At 72.2% G+C, this 16,703-nt stretch carries 17 protein-coding genes; 3 read left to right on the top strand and 14 right to left on the bottom strand.

All coding sequences use genetic code 11. The features are described 5' to 3' along the window. Positions 1-122 precede the first annotated feature (122 nt). From EDF33_RS02265 to EDF33_RS02250, 5 genes are all read right to left on the bottom strand, one after another. Entirely contained in the window at positions 123-1,004 is an 882-nt protein-coding gene (locus EDF33_RS02265; RefSeq protein WP_131920895.1) for an aldo/keto reductase, read from the bottom strand. Between the two features lie 9 nt (positions 1,005-1,013). Further along, positions 1,014-1,646, bottom strand: coding sequence for a YdeI/OmpD-associated family protein (locus EDF33_RS02260; RefSeq protein ID WP_132099191.1), 633 nt, complete (start codon positions 1,644-1,646; stop codon positions 1,014-1,016). A gap of 142 nt (positions 1,647-1,788) precedes the next feature. Continuing rightward, a complete protein-coding gene (locus tag EDF33_RS02255; protein WP_165901011.1) occupies positions 1,789-3,327 on the bottom strand; it encodes an FAD-binding protein in 1,539 nt (512 codons plus the stop codon). Then, positions 3,324-3,560: a hypothetical protein gene (locus tag EDF33_RS20035; RefSeq protein ID WP_159572479.1), complete on the bottom strand. Its 237-nt coding sequence runs from the start codon at positions 3,558-3,560 to the stop codon at positions 3,324-3,326. The genes EDF33_RS02255 and EDF33_RS20035 overlap by 4 nt, the downstream gene beginning before the upstream one ends. 103 nt (positions 3,561-3,663) lie before the next feature. Next, the gene (locus tag EDF33_RS02250; protein WP_131920901.1) at positions 3,664-4,203 is read right to left on the bottom strand and encodes an acyl-CoA thioesterase; all 540 of its coding nucleotides are present in this window, start codon (positions 4,201-4,203) and stop codon (positions 3,664-3,666) included. Positions 4,204-4,331: 128 nt separating this feature from the next. Between EDF33_RS02250 and EDF33_RS02245 the strand changes: the two genes are divergently transcribed. Next, on the top strand, positions 4,332-5,318 hold the full coding sequence (locus EDF33_RS02245; protein ID WP_132099189.1) for an aldo/keto reductase: 987 nt from the start codon (positions 4,332-4,334) through the stop codon (positions 5,316-5,318). Between the two features lie 178 nt (positions 5,319-5,496). Further along, positions 5,497-6,927, top strand: a complete 1,431-nt coding sequence (locus tag EDF33_RS02240) for a nucleobase:cation symporter-2 family protein (RefSeq protein WP_165918693.1) — start codon at positions 5,497-5,499, stop codon at positions 6,925-6,927. Here the strand turns inward: EDF33_RS02240 and pucL are convergent. The 7 genes from pucL to EDF33_RS02205 all read right to left on the bottom strand — a co-directional run bounded on the left by pucL (position 6,924) and on the right by EDF33_RS02205 (position 13,806). Further along, positions 6,924-7,841, bottom strand: coding sequence for a factor-independent urate hydroxylase (gene pucL, locus EDF33_RS02235; protein ID WP_132099188.1), 918 nt, complete (start codon positions 7,839-7,841; stop codon positions 6,924-6,926). The genes EDF33_RS02240 and pucL overlap by 4 nt on opposite strands. A 5-nt stretch (positions 7,842-7,846) precedes the next feature. Further along, positions 7,847-8,644 (bottom strand): 2-oxo-4-hydroxy-4-carboxy-5-ureidoimidazoline decarboxylase, encoded by a 798-nt coding sequence (gene uraD / locus EDF33_RS20735; protein ID WP_132099187.1) that lies wholly within the window; start codon positions 8,642-8,644, stop codon positions 7,847-7,849. 185 nt (positions 8,645-8,829) lie between these two features. Further along, entirely contained in the window at positions 8,830-9,312 is a 483-nt protein-coding gene (locus EDF33_RS02225) for an FBP domain-containing protein (RefSeq protein ID WP_123937056.1), read from the bottom strand. Between the two features lie 169 nt (positions 9,313-9,481). Beyond that, on the bottom strand, positions 9,482-10,276 hold the full coding sequence (locus EDF33_RS02220; protein WP_123937055.1) for a class I SAM-dependent methyltransferase: 795 nt from the start codon (positions 10,274-10,276) through the stop codon (positions 9,482-9,484). Positions 10,277-10,316: 40 nt separating this feature from the next. Beyond that, positions 10,317-11,228: a helix-turn-helix transcriptional regulator gene (locus EDF33_RS02215; protein ID WP_123293003.1), complete on the bottom strand. Its 912-nt coding sequence runs from the start codon at positions 11,226-11,228 to the stop codon at positions 10,317-10,319. A gap of 114 nt (positions 11,229-11,342) precedes the next feature. Next, the gene (locus EDF33_RS02210; RefSeq protein WP_123339379.1) at positions 11,343-12,602 is read right to left on the bottom strand and encodes a hemolysin family protein; all 1,260 of its coding nucleotides are present in this window, start codon (positions 12,600-12,602) and stop codon (positions 11,343-11,345) included. A gap of 142 nt (positions 12,603-12,744) precedes the next feature. Further along, on the bottom strand, positions 12,745-13,806 hold the full coding sequence (locus EDF33_RS02205) for a M23 family metallopeptidase (protein WP_132099186.1): 1,062 nt from the start codon (positions 13,804-13,806) through the stop codon (positions 12,745-12,747). A gap of 161 nt (positions 13,807-13,967) precedes the next feature. On the opposite strand from EDF33_RS02205, the gene EDF33_RS02200 reads away from it, so the two are divergent. Then, the gene (locus EDF33_RS02200) at positions 13,968-14,462 is read left to right on the top strand and encodes a hypothetical protein (RefSeq protein WP_132099185.1); all 495 of its coding nucleotides are present in this window, start codon (positions 13,968-13,970) and stop codon (positions 14,460-14,462) included. A gap of 15 nt (positions 14,463-14,477) precedes the next feature. Here the strand turns inward: EDF33_RS02200 and EDF33_RS02195 are convergent, their stop codons facing one another. Together EDF33_RS02195 and EDF33_RS02190 are read right to left on the bottom strand one after the other, a co-directional pair. Continuing rightward, on the bottom strand, positions 14,478-16,169 hold the full coding sequence (locus tag EDF33_RS02195; RefSeq protein WP_131877804.1) for a cation:proton antiporter: 1,692 nt from the start codon (positions 16,167-16,169) through the stop codon (positions 14,478-14,480). Positions 16,170-16,196: 27 nt separating this feature from the next. Then, positions 16,197-16,562, bottom strand: coding sequence for a hypothetical protein (locus EDF33_RS02190; RefSeq protein ID WP_132099184.1), 366 nt, complete (start codon positions 16,560-16,562; stop codon positions 16,197-16,199). Positions 16,563-16,703: the final 141 nt, after the last annotated feature.

Here is a 16,703-nt window from a genome sequence, read left to right as displayed (position 1 = left end):
GCCCATACCGCGTATGCACACGCAAGCGCGGTGGTGGAACGCGCGGGAGACGGACGGGAGGCACGGTGCCAGCTGGCACCGTGCCTCCCGTCCGCCGTTCGGTCGCGTCCGCGACCGAAGGGTCAGGAACCCAGCTTCGACAGTTCCTCGAACTCGTCGTCGGTCAGCTCGATGGTCGCGCCCTGCAGGTTGTCCTCCAGGTGCGAGACGCTCGAGGTACCCGGGATCGGGAGCACGACGGGCGAGCGCTTGAGCAGCCAGGCGAGGGCGAGCTGCGCCGGGGACGCACCCTTCCGCGACGCGATCTCGGTGAGCGGGGAGTCCTCGCCGGTCAGCCCGCCGGTCGCGAGCGGGAACCACGGGATGAACGCGATGCCCTGCTCGGTCGACCAGTCGAGGAGCTCCTCGGCGTCGCGCTTCTGCAGGTTGTACAGGTTCTGCACGGAGACGATCGTCGCGATCTCCTGGGCCGCCTTGACGTCGTCGACCGACACCTCGGACAGGCCGATGTGTCGGATCTTGCCCTCGTCCTGCAGCTTCTTGAGCTCGCCGACCTGGTCCTCGAGCGGGACCTTCGGGTCGATGCGGTGCAGCTGGAACAGGTCGATGCGCTCGAGGCCCAGGCGGCGGAGGCTCATCTCGGCCTCCTGACGCAGGTACTCCGGGCGGCCGACCGGCGGCCACTCGTTCGGGCCGGTCCGGGTGAGTCCGGCCTTCGTCGCGATGACGACGTCGTCGCCGTAGGGGTGGAGCGCCTCGTGCAGGAGCTCCTCGGCGACGTAGGGGCCGTACGAGTCGGCGGTGTCGAAGAAGTCCACGCCGAGCTCGACGGCGCGCTGCAGCACGCGGACGGCCTCGTCGTGGTCCTTCGGGGGTCCCCAGACGCCGGGGCCGGTGAGCTGCATGGTGCCGTAGCCGAGGCGGTGGACCTCGAGGTCGCCCCCGATGCGGAAGGTGCCGGAGGCGGCGGCCGGACGGTTCGTGGTGTCGGTGCCAGTGGTCATGTCCCCGGTCTACGCCGGAGGCGTTGCCGGTCCCTGAGTCGGTGTCCCCCGGCGCTCCGACCGGTCCGGACGCGGGTGCGGCGTCTCGCCGCGTGCCAGTCCGGCGACGAGCTTCGTCAGCCGGTTGGTCCGCGAGGTCGCACTCGGCGCGGTCGTGATCCGGTGCAGCACGGCGTACCGGTTCGTGCCGTCGAGCTCGGCGAACAGAGCGGCCGCCGCGGGCGAGGCGTCGAGCGCTGCCTGCAGGTCCTCGGGGACGGTGGCGGTCGCCGGCCCGGCGTACGCGCGGTCCCACCGGCCGTCGCCCTTCGCCCGGTCGATCTCGGCCTGCCCGCGCTCGCGCATCCGGCCGTCGGCGATGAGCGTCGCGACGAGTCCGAGGTTGCGCTGCGACCAGAGTGAGGCCTTCCGCCGCGGGGTGAACCGCTGGCGGTAGGTCGTGTCGTCCCGCCCACGCCGCTGCCCGTCGATCCAGCCCGAGCACAGTGCCTCGTCGAGGGCGGTGTCGTAGGTCAGGGTCGTCGGCTCGGTGACGCCCTTCTTCGCGAGCACGAGCCACACCCCGTCGGCGTCACCCTCGTGCAGGTCGAGCCAGGCACGCCAGGCAGCGACGTCCGGCAGCACCAGGTCGACGATGTCCATGCGGTCATCGTAGGACGCGGTCGGCCTGCCGGCCCCGGCTCCTGCCCGAGACTCGGCGTGGGCGACAGTCCTCGCGGTGCGCGCCACGAGAACTGTCGCTCACACCGAGACTCGCGTGCGTCGGGCCGAGACTCGTGCGGCGTCAGACCCAGTTCGGCTGGTCGAGCACGCCCGTCGGATCGGCCTGCTCGGCGATGCGGTGCAGGCGCGAGGTGTTGTCCCCGAAGTACGCCGACGGGTCCGTGATCGCCGCGTCGCAGTAGTTCGCGTACGCCGCGTCGCCCCACGCCGGCCGCATGGCCCGTCGGAACCCCCGCACGTACGCGTCGAACGGTGCGGGGTCCGCGCCGTCGGCGAAGACCGCCGTGTACTGCACGGTCATGAGCGCGGATCGCCACGGGAACGCCGAGTCGGTCCGGCCGATGTCCGCCACGACGCCGCCGAGGGCGTCGAGCGCGACCCCGCCCTCGAGGTTGCCGTCGACGTCGCCCGCCGCGGCCGCCCGGGCGACGAGCACGTCGATCTGCGCGTCGGTGAGCTTCGCCGATCCGATCGACGACGTCGCTGCCTCGGACACCCGCTGCGGCTTCCCCGCCAGCGCGGACATCGCGGCGCCGTAGGTGAGCACCTGCCCGGTGTGGGCGAGGGGCTTCGCACCGGTGGCGGCGATGAAACCGTCGACGGAGGTGTCGGCGCCGGTCTTCGATCCGGTCCACACGCCGGTCACGGTGACCGTCGGGGCGGTGTGCCGACTGCCGTTCAGCAGCTTGAGCGTCGACCACAGCTTCGGGTCGGCGGTGGGCGCCCAGTCCTGCCAGGCGCGCACCACGGCAGCGGCGGCCGACCACGCGAACGTGATGGTGAAGAGCAGGACGGGAGGCGCGGCCTGCGTCCGGTACGTCAGTGCGGTCACGACGCCGACGGTTCCACCGCCCCCACCGCGGCAGGCCCAGAACAGGTCCGGTTCGCTGGACGTCGAGACCTCGTGCACGGCGCCGTCCGGAGTGACGAGCGTCACGCCGGTGAGCTGGTCGCAGGTCAGCCCGAACGAGCGGACGAGCACGCCGACCCCACCGCCGAGGGTGAGCCCGCCGATGCCGACGGTCGGACAGGAGCCGGCGCCGATCGCCCGTCCGGCCTTCGCGAGCGCGGCGTAGACGTCCCCGAGCTGCGCACCCGGGCCGATCGTGACGGTGTCGTCGTCGTGCAGTTCGATGCCGTCGAGGTCCTGCGTGCTGATCACGAGCGACCGCGGGACGTCGGTCCCGGGTGCGCCGCCGGCCGACCAGCCCGTGTACGAGTGCCCGCCCGCGCGCAGTGCGACGGGGGTGCGGGTGTTCCGCGCGAACGCGAGACCGGCCTGCACGTCCGGAGCCCCGGCGACGCGCAGGATGCCCTGCGGGTCGGCGTCGTCGTACCGCGGGTTCTCGAGCACGCGGGCGCTGTCCCACCCGTTCGACCCGGACCGGAGCACCGTGCCGGAGACCGCGGCGGCGAGGGCGTCCCACGAGTCGGGGCCACCGGGTGTCGGTGTGCTCGTCGGCTCGGCGGAGCCGCTGGAAGTCGGTCGCGGCGAACCCGACGGAGCGGGACCCGGCCGGCTGCACGCCGCCAGGACCCCGGCGAGCCCGAGTCCGACGCCCCCGGCGAGCAGGGCGCGCCGGGTCGACGTGCGGCTCACGAGCCGGCGAGTCCCCCGCTGGCACCGGTGATGCCGGGGTGTGCAGACTTCGCGAGGCCCTCGGTCATCGAGTGCGCCGCTTCGGCGTCGGCGAGGGATCGGGCTCCGAGGGTCGGGTCGACGGGTTCGAGGTGGGCGAGGCGCTTCGCACGACGGCGGTTCTGCACCTCGAGCACGGTGAGCAGCGCGGCGATGGCCACGACCACTCCGATGACGATCCACATGACGACCATGACGTTCCCCTTCCGTCCGGGGCATCCACCCCGTGCTCGCAGCGTAGCGCCGGCGGTGCGATGCCATCCAACGGAGCCGGGATCTGTCGCCGTTCCGTGACCGTCAGGCGGTGCTGCTGATCCGGACGGCACCAGCCCACCCGTGCACCCACGCGGGCAGTTCACGGTCGGCCGGTGCTCCGCCGACGGCGTCGAGCAGGTCCGCCATCGGGACCGTCCCGCCGGCGCGGCGCAGGAACCGCGCCTGCACGACGGCACGGGCGACGACGGCTCCGCGACGGACGAAGGTCTGCTCCAGGTACACGGCCCGGTCGTCGACGCCGAGCACCCGGGTCACGAGCTCGAACCGCTGCCCGAGCGTCAGGGACCGCTTGTACGTGATGGTCTGCGCCGAGACGACCGGGTACCAGCCGCGCTCCGCGATCGCGCCCCAGAACCCCGACCGCAGCATCAGGTCGAGCCGCCCGAGGTCGAGCATCGACAGGTACTTCCCGTTGTTGACGTGCCGCAGCGGGTCCAGGTCGGTCAGGGTCACGCGGAACGGTGTGCGTGCCTCGTCCCAGAGCGACGGCCGCCGTCCACCCGTCGTCGGGCGGAGCCGGACACGCAGGCGCAACAGGAACAGCCGGAAGTACAGGTTCACGCCCCGATCACACCAGAAGGCCGCGCTGCCCCGCGTGGACCTTGGAGGATCCACACGAACGGTGCCCGTGTCTGACCGGCACAGGCAGTGCCTTCCTCCGAGCGGTGCTCCCGGAGTAGACCTGCACCATGCAGACACGCAAGCTCGCAGACCTCGAGGTCGGACCCGTCGGCCTCGGCACCATGGGCATGAGCGCCTTCTACACGGGCGCCGGCACCGACGACGCGGAGTCGATCCGCACCATCCACCGCGCGATCGACCTCGGCGTCACCCTGTTCGACACGGCCGAGGCGTACGGCCCCTACACGAACGAGGACCTGCTCCGCCGGGCCCTCGCCGACCGCCGCGACGACGTCGTGATCGCGACGAAGTTCGGCCTCATCACCCACACCGCCGGTGAGGAGACGCCCGCCACCGGCCGCGGCATCAGCTCCGCACCGGAGTCCGTGCGCGAGGCCCTCGAGGGGTCCCTGCGGCGCCTCGGCACCGACCACATCGACCTGTACTACCAGCACCGCGTCGACCCGGCCGTCCCGATCGAGGACGTCATCGGGCAGCTCGCCGGCTTCGTGCAGGAGGGCAAGATCCGGCACATCGGCCTGTCCGAGGCCGGACCCGAGACCATCCGGAAGGCCCACGCGGTCCACCCGATCACCGCCCTGCAGAGCGAGTACTCGCTGTGGACGCGCGACCCCGAGGGTGCGGTGCTCGACACTCTGCGCGAGCTCGGCATCGGACTGGTGCCGTACTCGCCGCTCGGCCGCGGGTTCCTGACCGGTGCGATCACGAAGCCGTCCGACCTGGACTCCGACGACTTCCGCCTGGCGAACCCGCGCTTCCAGGAAGAGGCGTTCGCGCAGAACATGCGCATCGTCGACGCCGTCAAGGCGATCGCCGCCGAGGCCGACGCGACCCCGGCCCAGGTCTCCCTCGCCTGGCTGCTCGCCCAGGGCGACGACGTCGTGCCGATCCCGGGCACGAAGCGCGTGTCGCGCCTCGAGGAGAACGTCGGTGCCGCCGACCTGACCCTCACCGCGGACCAGGTCACGCGCCTGTCGGCGCTCCCGGTCCCGACCGGCGACCGCTACCCCGACATGTCGACCATCGGTCGGTAGACGCGACCGGTTGTCGGCCTGGAGGCCCGTGGCGGATCCGCCACGGGCCTCCCGTCCGTCTCGGCGTGCGTTTCGGGCACTGGTCCGGTGACCGACGCGACCCACGCCCGTCATCCCGGGGAAACACGGGGTGCATAGCGTCCGGAGCACAGGGAAACCACCGCTCGAAGGGGACGCCATGACGACCACGAAGACACCGCGCGCGACACCGACCGAGGACGGCGTCGACTCCGTCCCACCGCTCGCCAGGCTCCTGCCGCTCGGCCTGCAGCACGTGCTCGCGATGTACGCGGGCGCGATCGCCGTGCCGCTCATCGTCGGTGGGGCCCTCGGCTTCGACAGCGCCGACCTCGCCTTCCTCATCAGCGCCGACCTGTTCGTCGCGGGCCTCGCCACGATCGTGCAGTCCGTCGGCTTCTGGCGGTTCGGAGTCCGGCTGCCGCTCGTGCAGGGCGTCACGTTCGCCGCGGTCGGCCCGATGATCGCGATCGGCACCGAGCACGGCATCACCGCCGTCTACGGGGCGACGATCGCGTGCGGCGTCTTCATGGTGGTCGTCGCACCGTGGTTCGCGCAGCTCGTCCGCTTGTTCCCACCGATCGTCACCGGCACGGTCATCCTCATCATCGGTCTGTCGCTCATGAGCGTCGCCGCCGGCTGGGTCACCGACGGCGGCAAGGACGGTGCTGCCGACCCGCTCGACGTCGCGTTCGCCGCCGGGGTCCTGCTCGCGATCGTCCTGGTCGAACGGTTCGCCCCGCGCGGTCTCGCCCGGGTCTCGGTGCTGTTCGGACTGCTGCTCGGCACGGTCGTGGCGCTGTTCGTCCCCGGCATGGTCGACGGGTCGGGCATCGGCGACGCGGGCTGGTTCGCCTTCGTCACGCCGTTCCACTTCGGGCTGCCGACGTTCGACCTCGCCTCGATCGTGTCGATGCTCGTCGTCGGGCTCGTGATCATGACCGAGACCACCGGCGACATGATCGCGGTCGGCGAGGTCACCGGCCGCCCGGTGTCGAAGCGCACGCTCGCCGACGGTCTGCGCGCGGACGGACTCGGCACCGTCGTCGGCGGGGTGTTCAACACGTTCCCGTACACGGCGTTCGCGCAGAACGTCGGGCTCGTCGCACTGACCGGCGTGCGCTCCCGGTACGTGGCGACGGCGGCAGGCGGCATCCTCGTGGTGCTGGGCCTGGTGCCGAAGGTGGCCGCGGTGGTCGAGGCGATCCCGCACGCGGTGCTCGGGGGTGCCGGTGTCGCCCTGTTCGGCATGGTGGCGGCTTCGGGCATCAGGACGCTGTCGAAGGTGCGGTTCGACAACCGGAACGTCCTCGTGGTGGCGCTGCCGCTCGGCATCGCGCTGCTGCCGACCGTCGCCCCGGAGATCTACGGGCAGTTCCCGACCTGGTTCACGCTGGTGTTCGACTCGGGGATCTCGGCCGGCGCCGTCGCGGCGATCCTGCTCAACCTGCTGCTCGGGTCGCGTTCCGTGGCCGAGCGGTACGGCGAGGACCCGGCGGTCGGTTCGTACGACGGGGTGCGGTCGACGGCGCCGATCGCGCTGCTCGGCTCGCGCGGACCGCGCGAGCCGAGCAGCGAGCCCTCGGCCTAGACGAAGGCGGGCAGGTGCTCCCACGCGCGGGGCGCCTCGGCCACGCCGTCGCGGACGACCGTCCCCTCGATCAGCCCGTAGGGACGGTCGGCCGCGATGAACACCTCGTTCTCGTTCGTCAGGTCGAACGGCGACAGGTCCACGACGAAGTGGTGCTTGTTCGGCATCGCGAACCGTACCTCGGCGAGCTCCGGTCGCAGCTCGATCGCCGCGCGGCCCATCTCCCACAGGGTCTGCTGCAGGGCGAGGGAGTGCACCGTGGCGAACTGCTCGAGCATCACGGCGACGACCTCCTCGTACAGGGCGTCGTAGTCGATCCCGGCCTCGACGGCGGACGGCAGGTACCGCCACCGCGCCGTGACCTCGGTCGCCATGATGCGGTCCGTCGTCTCCGGCAGGGTCGTGAACCGCGACCGCGGGAACCCGTGGAACTCGGAGCCGGTCGACTTCAGGACGACCAGGTCCTTGACGCCGCCGGTGACGTGGCGCTCGCCGCCCTCGACGTGCACCGTCGCCAGACGGGTCCCGGTGCCGGTGCGGCGGAACGAGTGGTCGTGCGGCTGCCCGTCGACCGTGATGCGTTCCCACGGGTGCACCTCCGCCTGCCAGAGCCCGCCCTCGACCCAGTCGAACTCGCTCGTGAACTGGTCGGCGAGCAGGGCGAGGAAGTCCTCCGGAGCTCCGACGCCGTGCTCCTTCGCCAGGGCGAACACGGTGTTCTTCTGGGTGTCCGTCGCGACGATCCGGGAGTTGTCGCCGCTGGTGAACGACCCGGCGAACGCCTCGCCGATGAGCTGCGACGTCACGGTCAGGTCGGCGATCTCGTGCCGGTCCCCGTGCCGGGTCACCCGCACCAGGCGGTTCTCGGCCTTGCCGTACTTGTTCGGTCCCAGGTGGACGGTGGTCTCCGACATGGCGGTCAACTCCCTCGGTAGGTGCTGTAGGCGAAGGGGCTCAGCAGCAGCGGGACGTGCAGGTGCTCGGTTCCCGTGACGCGGAACGCCACGGTCACGAACGGGTGGAAGGTCGGCACCCCGGCGGCGGCGAAGTACGGGCCGGTGTCGAAGCGCAGCACGTGGTCGGTGCGCGCGAGCACGTCGGGGCCGAGTGCCGCACGGCCGTCGGTATCGGTCGAGCCGGTCGCGACGACGTCACCGTCCACGGTGCTGAGCGTCAGGCCGACGCCGACCGCCGGGGTGCCGGTGGTGGCGTCGAGCACGTGCGTGGTCAGGTGCGGCACGGCGAAGGTCGCACGGATGCGGTGCAGGGCGATGTCGGCCAGGGCAGCGGCGGCCTCGCGCGTCTCGACCGCCGGGTCGCCCGCGAGGCGCCGGTCGAGCTCGGCCAGCAGCTCCTCGGGCGTCCGACCGGCGGCCCGCACCAGGAACACCCGCCCGAACCGCTGCTCGTACGCGACGTTGCCGTCCGCGATCCGGCCGGCCACCTCGTCGCCGGCGGTGCGCATCGACGACTGTTCGCGGGCGGACGAGGCATCGGCCGTCCGCTCACCGATCCGCGGGTGCTGCGCGAGGGCGTGGTCGAGCTCCGGCGCACCCCACGACGCCGACTCGGCACGTGCCCGGTCGAGCAGCGCCGGTACCGAGCCGAAGGGGCGCGCGGCCACCAGGGCGTCGACCCACGCGGGCACGTCGGCCCATCCCCGGATCACCGCGGCAGCGTCGGGGGCGGTCGCGTCGTCGAGGTCGCCGAGGTCCATGTGGCGAGGCTACGGAACGACCGTTTCACCCGCGTTACCGGGCGGTTTCCCCCGCAACGCGACCCGCGGCCCTGAAACGGTCGCGTCTGCCGGACGGGAGGCCCGTGGCGGCCCCGCCCCGCGCCTCCCGTCCGCCGTCCGTCGCGTTGCGGACGCGAGACGCCGGCGGCTCAGACCTCGGCGGCTCAGACCTCCGTGGCGAAGGACGCTGCGCGCAGCTGCAGGTCCTCGATGCGCCGCAGGCGCGCGGCCTCGACGTCGTAGCCCTCGTAGGCGGGCGGCGGCAGCTTCCGGACGTTCCGCGAGCACTGGAAGTCCTGGCAGACGAGCGTGCCGACGGTGTCGCCGTTCCGCCCCGCCTTGCCGGACCGCTTCGCGCTGTAGAACACGACGTCGTTCGGCAGCTTGACGTCCTGGCACCACGAGCACTGGGCGCGCGAGCGCGACGAGGCCTCGGCCTGCCGGAACACGATGCCGACGAGCGTTCCCTCGAGTGTCGGCACGACGGCGTACGCACGCCGACCGATCTTCGGGTCGCGCCAGCCCAGGAAGTCGAGGGCGTCCCAGCCGATCGTCTCGAAGTCGGCGGGCAGCGTGATGTCGGTCGTCTCCTTGCGGGAGGCGTTGACGAAGGACGTGCGGAGGGTCTTCTCCGTGATGGGGAGCATGGTGCATCGCTTTCGAGCGGGCCCGGGGCGTGCGGACGCACACCGCACCGGGCGGAAGGAGGTCAGGGTTCGACGAGGGCGGCCGTGCCTGCGGGCACGTCCGGGGGCCTCACGCCCTGATGCCGGCGTTACGGGCGCCGACCACCTCCTGGAAGCTCACGCGACCAGCCTACGTCGACGTGTCAAGCGCGGGGACGGCCGTCACCAGGACGAGGGCGCCCTCGTAGGTCGGCTGGATCCGCAGCGCCCCGTGCCGCCGGTCCCACTCGCCGGAGTCGAGCGCGGTACGGAGGGCGGCCACCGATCGCCGGGCGGTGAGCTCGTCGACGAAGCTCCACGCCGAGTTCGCCTTCCGGGCGCCGGGGTCGAGCAGGCGCTCCGGGCGGGCGTAGTACGCCTCGGAGAAGCCGTCGACGCACGTGAACGGGATCGGCAGCGGGGTGTTCGTGACGGTGTCGTCGCCCAGCGCGGCGGCGATGCGGTCGAGCGCCGGGTAGCGCCGGGCCTCGGTCGCCATCACCTCTGGTGCGTACTCGGCGAGCCAGAAGTCCTCGACGCGGGCCGGGTCGCACGTCAGGATCACGACCGGACCCCGGGTCACCCGGCGCAGCTCGGCCAGCCCGCGCTCGAGGTCGCCCCACTGGTGCACCGAGAACGTCGTCATCGCGGCGTCGAACGTGTCGTCGTCGAAGGGCAGGTCCTCGGCGGTGGCGTCGATCGCCATCGACAGGGTGTCCGGTCGTTGGGCACGCATCGACGCCGAGGGTTCGACAGCCGTGACGTCGCGATCGGTCGGCTCGTAGGATCCGGCACCGGCACCCACGTTGAGGACGGTGCGGGCGTCGCCGAGGGCCTTCGCGATCGCCCGGGCGAACGTCGGTTCGGGGCGCCGGTACTGCCGGTAGTCCTGGCCGATGCGGGCGTAGTCGGCGTCCCCCGCTGATCCGTCCGTCGTCCTCGTCACGGCCCCAGCCTACGAACCGTGCGCCGGGCCGACCAGCGGTTCAGTCGACCGACTCGGACTCCGACTCCGCCGCGCGCAGGGCCGCGTACTGCTCGGCCCGTTCCGTCGCGGCCCAGGTGCCGAGCAGGGCCAGCGACCGCTCGGACTCGCTGCCCGGCTCGGCCGAGTACGTGAACAACGTCAGGCCGGGGTCGGCGACCAGGTCGAGCGCCTCGTACGACAACCGGAGCTCGCCGACGATCGGGTGGTCGATGCGCTTCCCGCCGGCGCGCTGCAGCCGGACGTCGTGCGCGGCCCACCAGCCGCGGAACTCCTCGCTGCGGGTGGAGAGCTCCCCGACCAGGGTGATGAGTCCGGGCTCGCACGGGTTCGACACCGCAGCCGCCCGGAGCACGGCGACGGCGTCCTTCGCGGTCTGCGCCCAGTCCGGGAAGAAGTCTCGGGCAGCGGGGTCGAGGAACGTGAAGCGTGCGGTGTTCACGGGACGCCCCGGGCCGGCGAACATGGGCGAGTACAGCGCGCGACCGAGCTCGTTCGTCGCGACGACGTCACCGCGTTCGTTCCGCACCCAGGCAGGCGCGCCGGTGATGGCGTCGAGCAGGCGCTGGACGCCGGGGCGGACCCGCGTGGGGACGGTGCGGTGCATCGTCTTGACGCCGGAGTTCGCCAGTCGGGTGAGGTCCCACAGGTGGACGCGCTCGTCCTCGTCGAGCTGCAGGGCGCTCGCGAGGCCCTCGAGCACGCTGTCCGAGACCCCCTTGAGCGATCCGCGCTCGAGCCGCGTGTAGTAGTCGACGCTCACGCCGGCGAGCATCGCGACCTCGTGCCGCCGCAGCCCGGGGACGCGTCGGACCCCGCCGCCGAACGACGGCATGCCGACCTGCTCGGGGGTGAGCCGCGCTCGCCGTGAGGACAGGAAGTCGCGGATCTCGTTGCGCACGTCGATACCCATGGGGAGAGCGTACGTGGCGGCGCTGTCCGTCCGGCAGGCACTGGCGGTACCCGCCGGGCGGACGGGAGGCCCGTGGCGGCGCCGCCACGGGCCTCCAGGTCAGCTGCGCGGAGTTCAGAGCGTGACGTCGGCCGTGATCCGGACGCGCGCCACGCGGTGACCGTCCATGGCGGTCACCTCGAGGCGGTGTCCGCCGGCGGCGACGACGTCGCCGACCTCCGGCACGCGGTCCAGGTGGACCTGGACGAGGCCGCCGACGGTCTCGTAGTCACCGTCGGGCAGCGCCGGACCGCCGTCGGCGACGAGGTCCTCGAGCACCGTGGACCCGTCCACGCCGTCGTGCTCGGCCGTGGGCTCGTCGTACTCGTCGCGAATTCTGCCGACGAGGTCCTCGAGCAGCGCCTCGAGCGTGACCATGCCCGCACTGCCGCCGTACTCGTCCACCACCAGGGCGATCTGGTGCCCGTCGGTCCGCATGTCCGCGATCGCGCTCGACAGCGACTTCGTCTCCGGCAGTGCGAGCACCGGGCGTACCAGGGTCGACACCGGTGCGGACGGGTCGCTCGGCCGGAGCAGGTCGCGGAGGTGCACGAAGCCGTCGACCTCGTCGCGTCCGCCGGAGGTCACGAGGTACCGGGTGTGCCCGACCTCGATCGCGTGGTCGGTGGCCTCGGCGATGGTCAGCGCGGCGTCGATCGTGGACACGTCGTACCAGGGGCGCATCGACTCGCGCAGGATCCGGTCACCGGCGTCCAGCGCGCTCCGGGCGATCCGGCGGCCCTGCTCGTCGACGCCGGTGTGCTCGTCGACGAGGCCGCGGAGCTCCTCGGTGCTCATCGACTCGCTGCGGGCGTTCGGGTCGCCACCGAGTGCGCGGACGACCAGGTTCGTCGAGGCCGACAGCACCCAGATCACCGGGCGCATCAGGGTCGCGAAGCGGTCGAGGGTCGGTGCGACGAGCATCGAGAAGCCCTCGGCCCGCTGCAGGGCGAGTCGCTTCGGCACCAGTTCACCGAACACGAGCGACAGGTAGGCGATGACGAGGGTCATCAGCACGAGGGCGACCGTCTCGGCGGCTCCCTGGCCGAGTCCGAGCCCGGTGAACACGGGTGCGACGTCGGGCGCGATCGACGAGGCGCCGTACGCGGCGGAGAAGAACCCGGCGACGGTCACGCCGATCTGCACGGCCGCGAGGAACCGGTTCGGGTCACGCCCGAGTTCGGCGACCCGCAGGCCACGGGAGCCCCGGCGTTCGAGTTGCTGCAGCTGCGACTCACGGAGCGAGACGAGTGCGATCTCGGCGGCGGCGAACACTCCGCCGACGAGCACGAAGAGGATGACGAGCCCGAAGGCGATCCAGGTGTCGGCGCCCATCAGCGGGCAGCTTCCTCGGATCGACGACGGGCGGGCGGTCTGTGGTGATCGTCCATGCCTGTGAGTCTGCACAGGGCAGCTGGGACGTCACCCCACCAGCGCTCGACGTCTGCTGTGCGTCCGGGCTGGGTGGTGTCGAGGGCTACGTCGTCAGCGAGCGGCCGATGCGGGCTTCGAGCCACGCCTCGGGGTCGATCGGGGTCACGCCGTCCATCAGGACCTCGAGGTGCAGGTGCGCACCGGTCGAGACGCCGGAGGACCCGACGAGTCCGATGAACTCGCCGGCCTCGACATGGTCGCCGACCTTGAGCGGCGACGACCCGGGGATCATGTGCCCGTAGAGCGTCGACACCTGGCGGCCGTCGATCTCGTGGTCGATGATCACGGCGTTGCCGTACGAGAAGTACGTGCCCGAGATCCGGACGGTGCCCGCGGCGACGGCACCGATGGCCGTGCCCATGCCGGGCGTGAAGTCGAGGCCCTGGTGCAGCGAGGAGCACGCGCCGCACGGTGCCGAGCGGTAGCCGAAGCCCGAGCTCATCTGCACCGGGCCGGGGAACGGAGAGCGGACCGCGCCGCCGTACGAGACGGCTTCGCCTGCGATGCCACTCGTGTCGGCCGTGCCGCCGGTGGTGGTGATCCGGCGCGTCGTGCCGCCGCCGACGGTGAACCCGTCGCGGTCGAGCCCGGTCGCGGTGACCGCCTGGGTGACCGCGTAGTCCTGGGTGCGCACGATCGGCGCGATGGTCGAGGTCGCCATCGAGGTGCCGGCGCTGGCGTGGGCGGGCATCGCCGAGGCGGCGAACATTGCGATCGCCGCAGCCGCGCTGGTCAGGGTGATCCGTCCGGCACGACCGGACCGGGAGGCCCGTGGGGCCTTCGTGACGCTCGTCACGGTGGCAGCGGGGCGGCGGACCACGCGCGTGATGCGGGTGTCGACGTGTTCGGTCGTCGCGCGGGCTGCGGTGGCGCGGCGGCCGACGGGCTTCGTGACCGTTGCTGCCTTGGCAGACTTTGCCGGCTGGGCGGGCTTCGCGACCTTCACTGCCTTGGCGGGCTTCGCGACCTTGGCGGACTTCTCCGGCTTGTCCGCTCGGCGCTGGGGCTTCCGGGCTGCAGCGCGCTCGGCCTCGAGGGCAGCGCGACGGGACAGGTGCACCACCGGGGTCTCCGGGTGCTGGTCGAGTTCGGGTGCAGTCGTCATGGCCGCCCACCATTCTGCACGACTCTGTCGCTTTGTACAGGCCCCACCGTGATCTTTTCGTTACCGCGAGGCTGGGAGGCACCTGATCACCGCGGGCCCCGACGTCCCCCGACCGTCCGACATCGGTAGCGTCGTGGGAAAGCGACGGAAGGACCCGCACCATGGCCCGATCGCCGCGAAAGCGGCCCGCGCAGGTCGACCTCGGCACCGCCGACGTCGTGCTCGCCGGCACTCAGGAACTCCTGCCCGTGCTCCGCGCCGCCGCGGTGCGCGCGGGCATCGACGCCGCACGCATGCGGGTCATCGGGGTCGACGACCTGCCGGACCCCGAGGAGACCTGGGACGCCGAACTCGCGGTCATCGCGATCCGGCGCCCCGGTGACGACCCCGCGTTCCACCGTGCCCAGGCGGCCGCTGAGCTCATCGATCCGCTGCTCGTGCCGCACGCCGTCCGGATCGTGGTGACGGTCTCGGGACTGACACGGCTCGCGCCCAAGGTCGAGCGCACCCTGACGTCCGAGGTGCTCCACCAGATCGACGCCGCATCGGCGCCGTCGGGGTTCGAGCGGCCGTTCCGCAGCATGCGGATGCGGCTCGGGCTCGCAGCACTCCGGGCCGCCGGCGTCCGGGTGTTCCGCGTCTCGATCGGCACCTGACCGGCCTGGCCGTCGTCAGCGGGCAGGCGCCCCGCGGAGTTCGAGGGCGATCTGCTCGGCGTCGAGGTTCTGCAGCATCGACTCGAGCACCTCGGCGTCGAAGGTGCCGTCGTCGCGGGCGTCGAGGATCGCGGCGCGTTGTGCCTCGAGCACGGCGAGCCGCCGCGCCTTCTCGCGGCCCATCCACGCGCGGAGTTCCGCCGGATCGGCTGCCTCCAGTTCCTCGCGCGTCCGGGGGCCGGCTTCGCTGGTACCGGGGACCTGCTCCGCCGCGGTCCGCATGAGTTCCAGCAACCGCCCGCGTTCCTCGGTGTCCTTCGCGGCGGTGTCCGGCACCGGTGCGGCGATCCGACGGAGCAGCGGGCCGATCGTGCTGCCCTGCACGACGAGCGAGAGCAGGGCCACCGCGAACGCGACGAACACCAGGAGCGACCGTTCCGGAGTGTCCGTCGGCAGGGTCTGCGCCGCCGCGACGGTCACCGCGCCGCGCATGCCCGCCCAGACCACCGCCGTGCCCTCGCGCCAGCCCAGCGGTGCCGTCGTGTAGTACGCGATGTCCGCCAGGGTTCGCCGGACGCGTGTCGTGAACCGGTCGAGTTCGCGCTCCGACGGCGCCCGGTTGCCCGGTCGGTGCTCGCGGATCACCTCGCTCATCGCGTCGCGGTCGCCGGCGTGCATCTCGGCGAAGCGGTCCTGCATCCGCTCACCGCGCTTGGCGGCCGCCGACAGCGCGAACAGGAGCGGCACGACGTACGCGGTCCGGACGAGCACGGTGAGCACGAGGGCGCCGACGGCGATGAGCAGCGCCGGGCCGATGCCGGAGTGGTCCTCCTGCACGTCGCGGAGGATCGTCGCGAGTTCGAGCCCCATCGTCAGGAACACCGCGCCCTCGAGCACGAGCTCGATGGTCTGCCAGTTCTGCGCGTCGGACAGTCGGTGCCCCGGCGGGAGCTTGCGCGGTCCGACGATGCCGGTGAACAGCCCCGCGACGACAGCGGCGACGAGTCCTGACCCGCCGAAGTGCTCGGTCGGTACCGCGGCGACGAACGGCACCGCGAAGGACAGCGCCGTGTTCACCGCTGCGCTCGGCACCCGGGAGCGCACGAACACGTTCAGCCAGCCGACGAACCAGCCGATGACCACCGCGATGGCCACGGCGCCCGCGAAGTCGCCGAGCGCTCCCCAGAACGAGAACGACGCGGCAGCGGCCACGATGGCCGTCCGCAGGAGCACCAGTGCGGTGGCGTCGTTGAGGAGCGATTCACCGTCGAGGATCGAGATCGCCCGGCGCGACACCGAGGTCTGCTTGACGATTGACGTCGCGACGGCGTCGGTGGGACTCACGATCGCACCGAGGGCGATCCCCCACCAGAAGCCGAGGCCCGGGACCACCCAGGCGAAGAAGAGCCCGAGCACGAGGCTGCTCGCGACGACGAGCAGCACCGACAGCCCACTGATGGCACCGAACTCGCGCCGGAAGTTCATCGACGGCATCGACACCGCCGACGAGTACAACAGCGGCGGCAGGACTCCGGCGAGGATCCACTCGGGCTCGATCTCCGCGTTCGGGATGAAGGGCAGCAGGCTCGCGACGACCCCGACGGCGACGAGCACGAGTGGCGCCGCGACCCCGATGCGGGGCCCGAGCACGGCGGCACCCGCGATGGCGATGACGGCGATGACGCCGACCACGAGGAGTTCGGTCACCGGTCCAGCGTGGCACCGTCCGCGCGATCAGGTCCTGTCGGGCTCACCGCTGTGGAGAGACCCCGCCTGGACCGAAGGGTGTGGAGGGGCGGCGTGGGCGACGACCGCGATGCTGCCGACGGCGAGCACGAGCGCCAGCGCCCCGGCGCTCACCGCTGTGCCGATGCGGCGGAGTCGGGAGCGTCCACCGCGGTCACGCGGGGCGAACCGTGCCAGCCCCCGGCGCGGTTCCGGCCCGACGAGCCACGGTCCGGAACCGTCGACGTCGTACGAGAACGGCCCCGAGCCGTCCGGCGCGTACCGGTACGGGCCGCTGCCGTCCGAGGCGTAGGCCGAGCGGAGGTCCTCCGCGGTCCACCCGAAGTCCTCCGGTGTCTCACGTGTCGTCGCCATGATCGCCCTCCTGCGGCTCTGGAACTGCGGAAGACCAGTCCACCGAGCGTTCCTATGAGCCGACAGTGCGCCTCCAGGACGTCTGCCGAGTACCTGCCGGACGCAGGCCGGACGATGTATCTTGATGTCGAGACATCCCGC

It is taken from the genome of Curtobacterium sp. PhB146 (assembly GCF_004342995.1).
Taxonomy (GTDB): domain Bacteria; phylum Actinomycetota; class Actinomycetes; order Actinomycetales; family Microbacteriaceae; genus Curtobacterium.
This window is presented reverse-complemented; position numbering and strand designations above follow the sequence as displayed.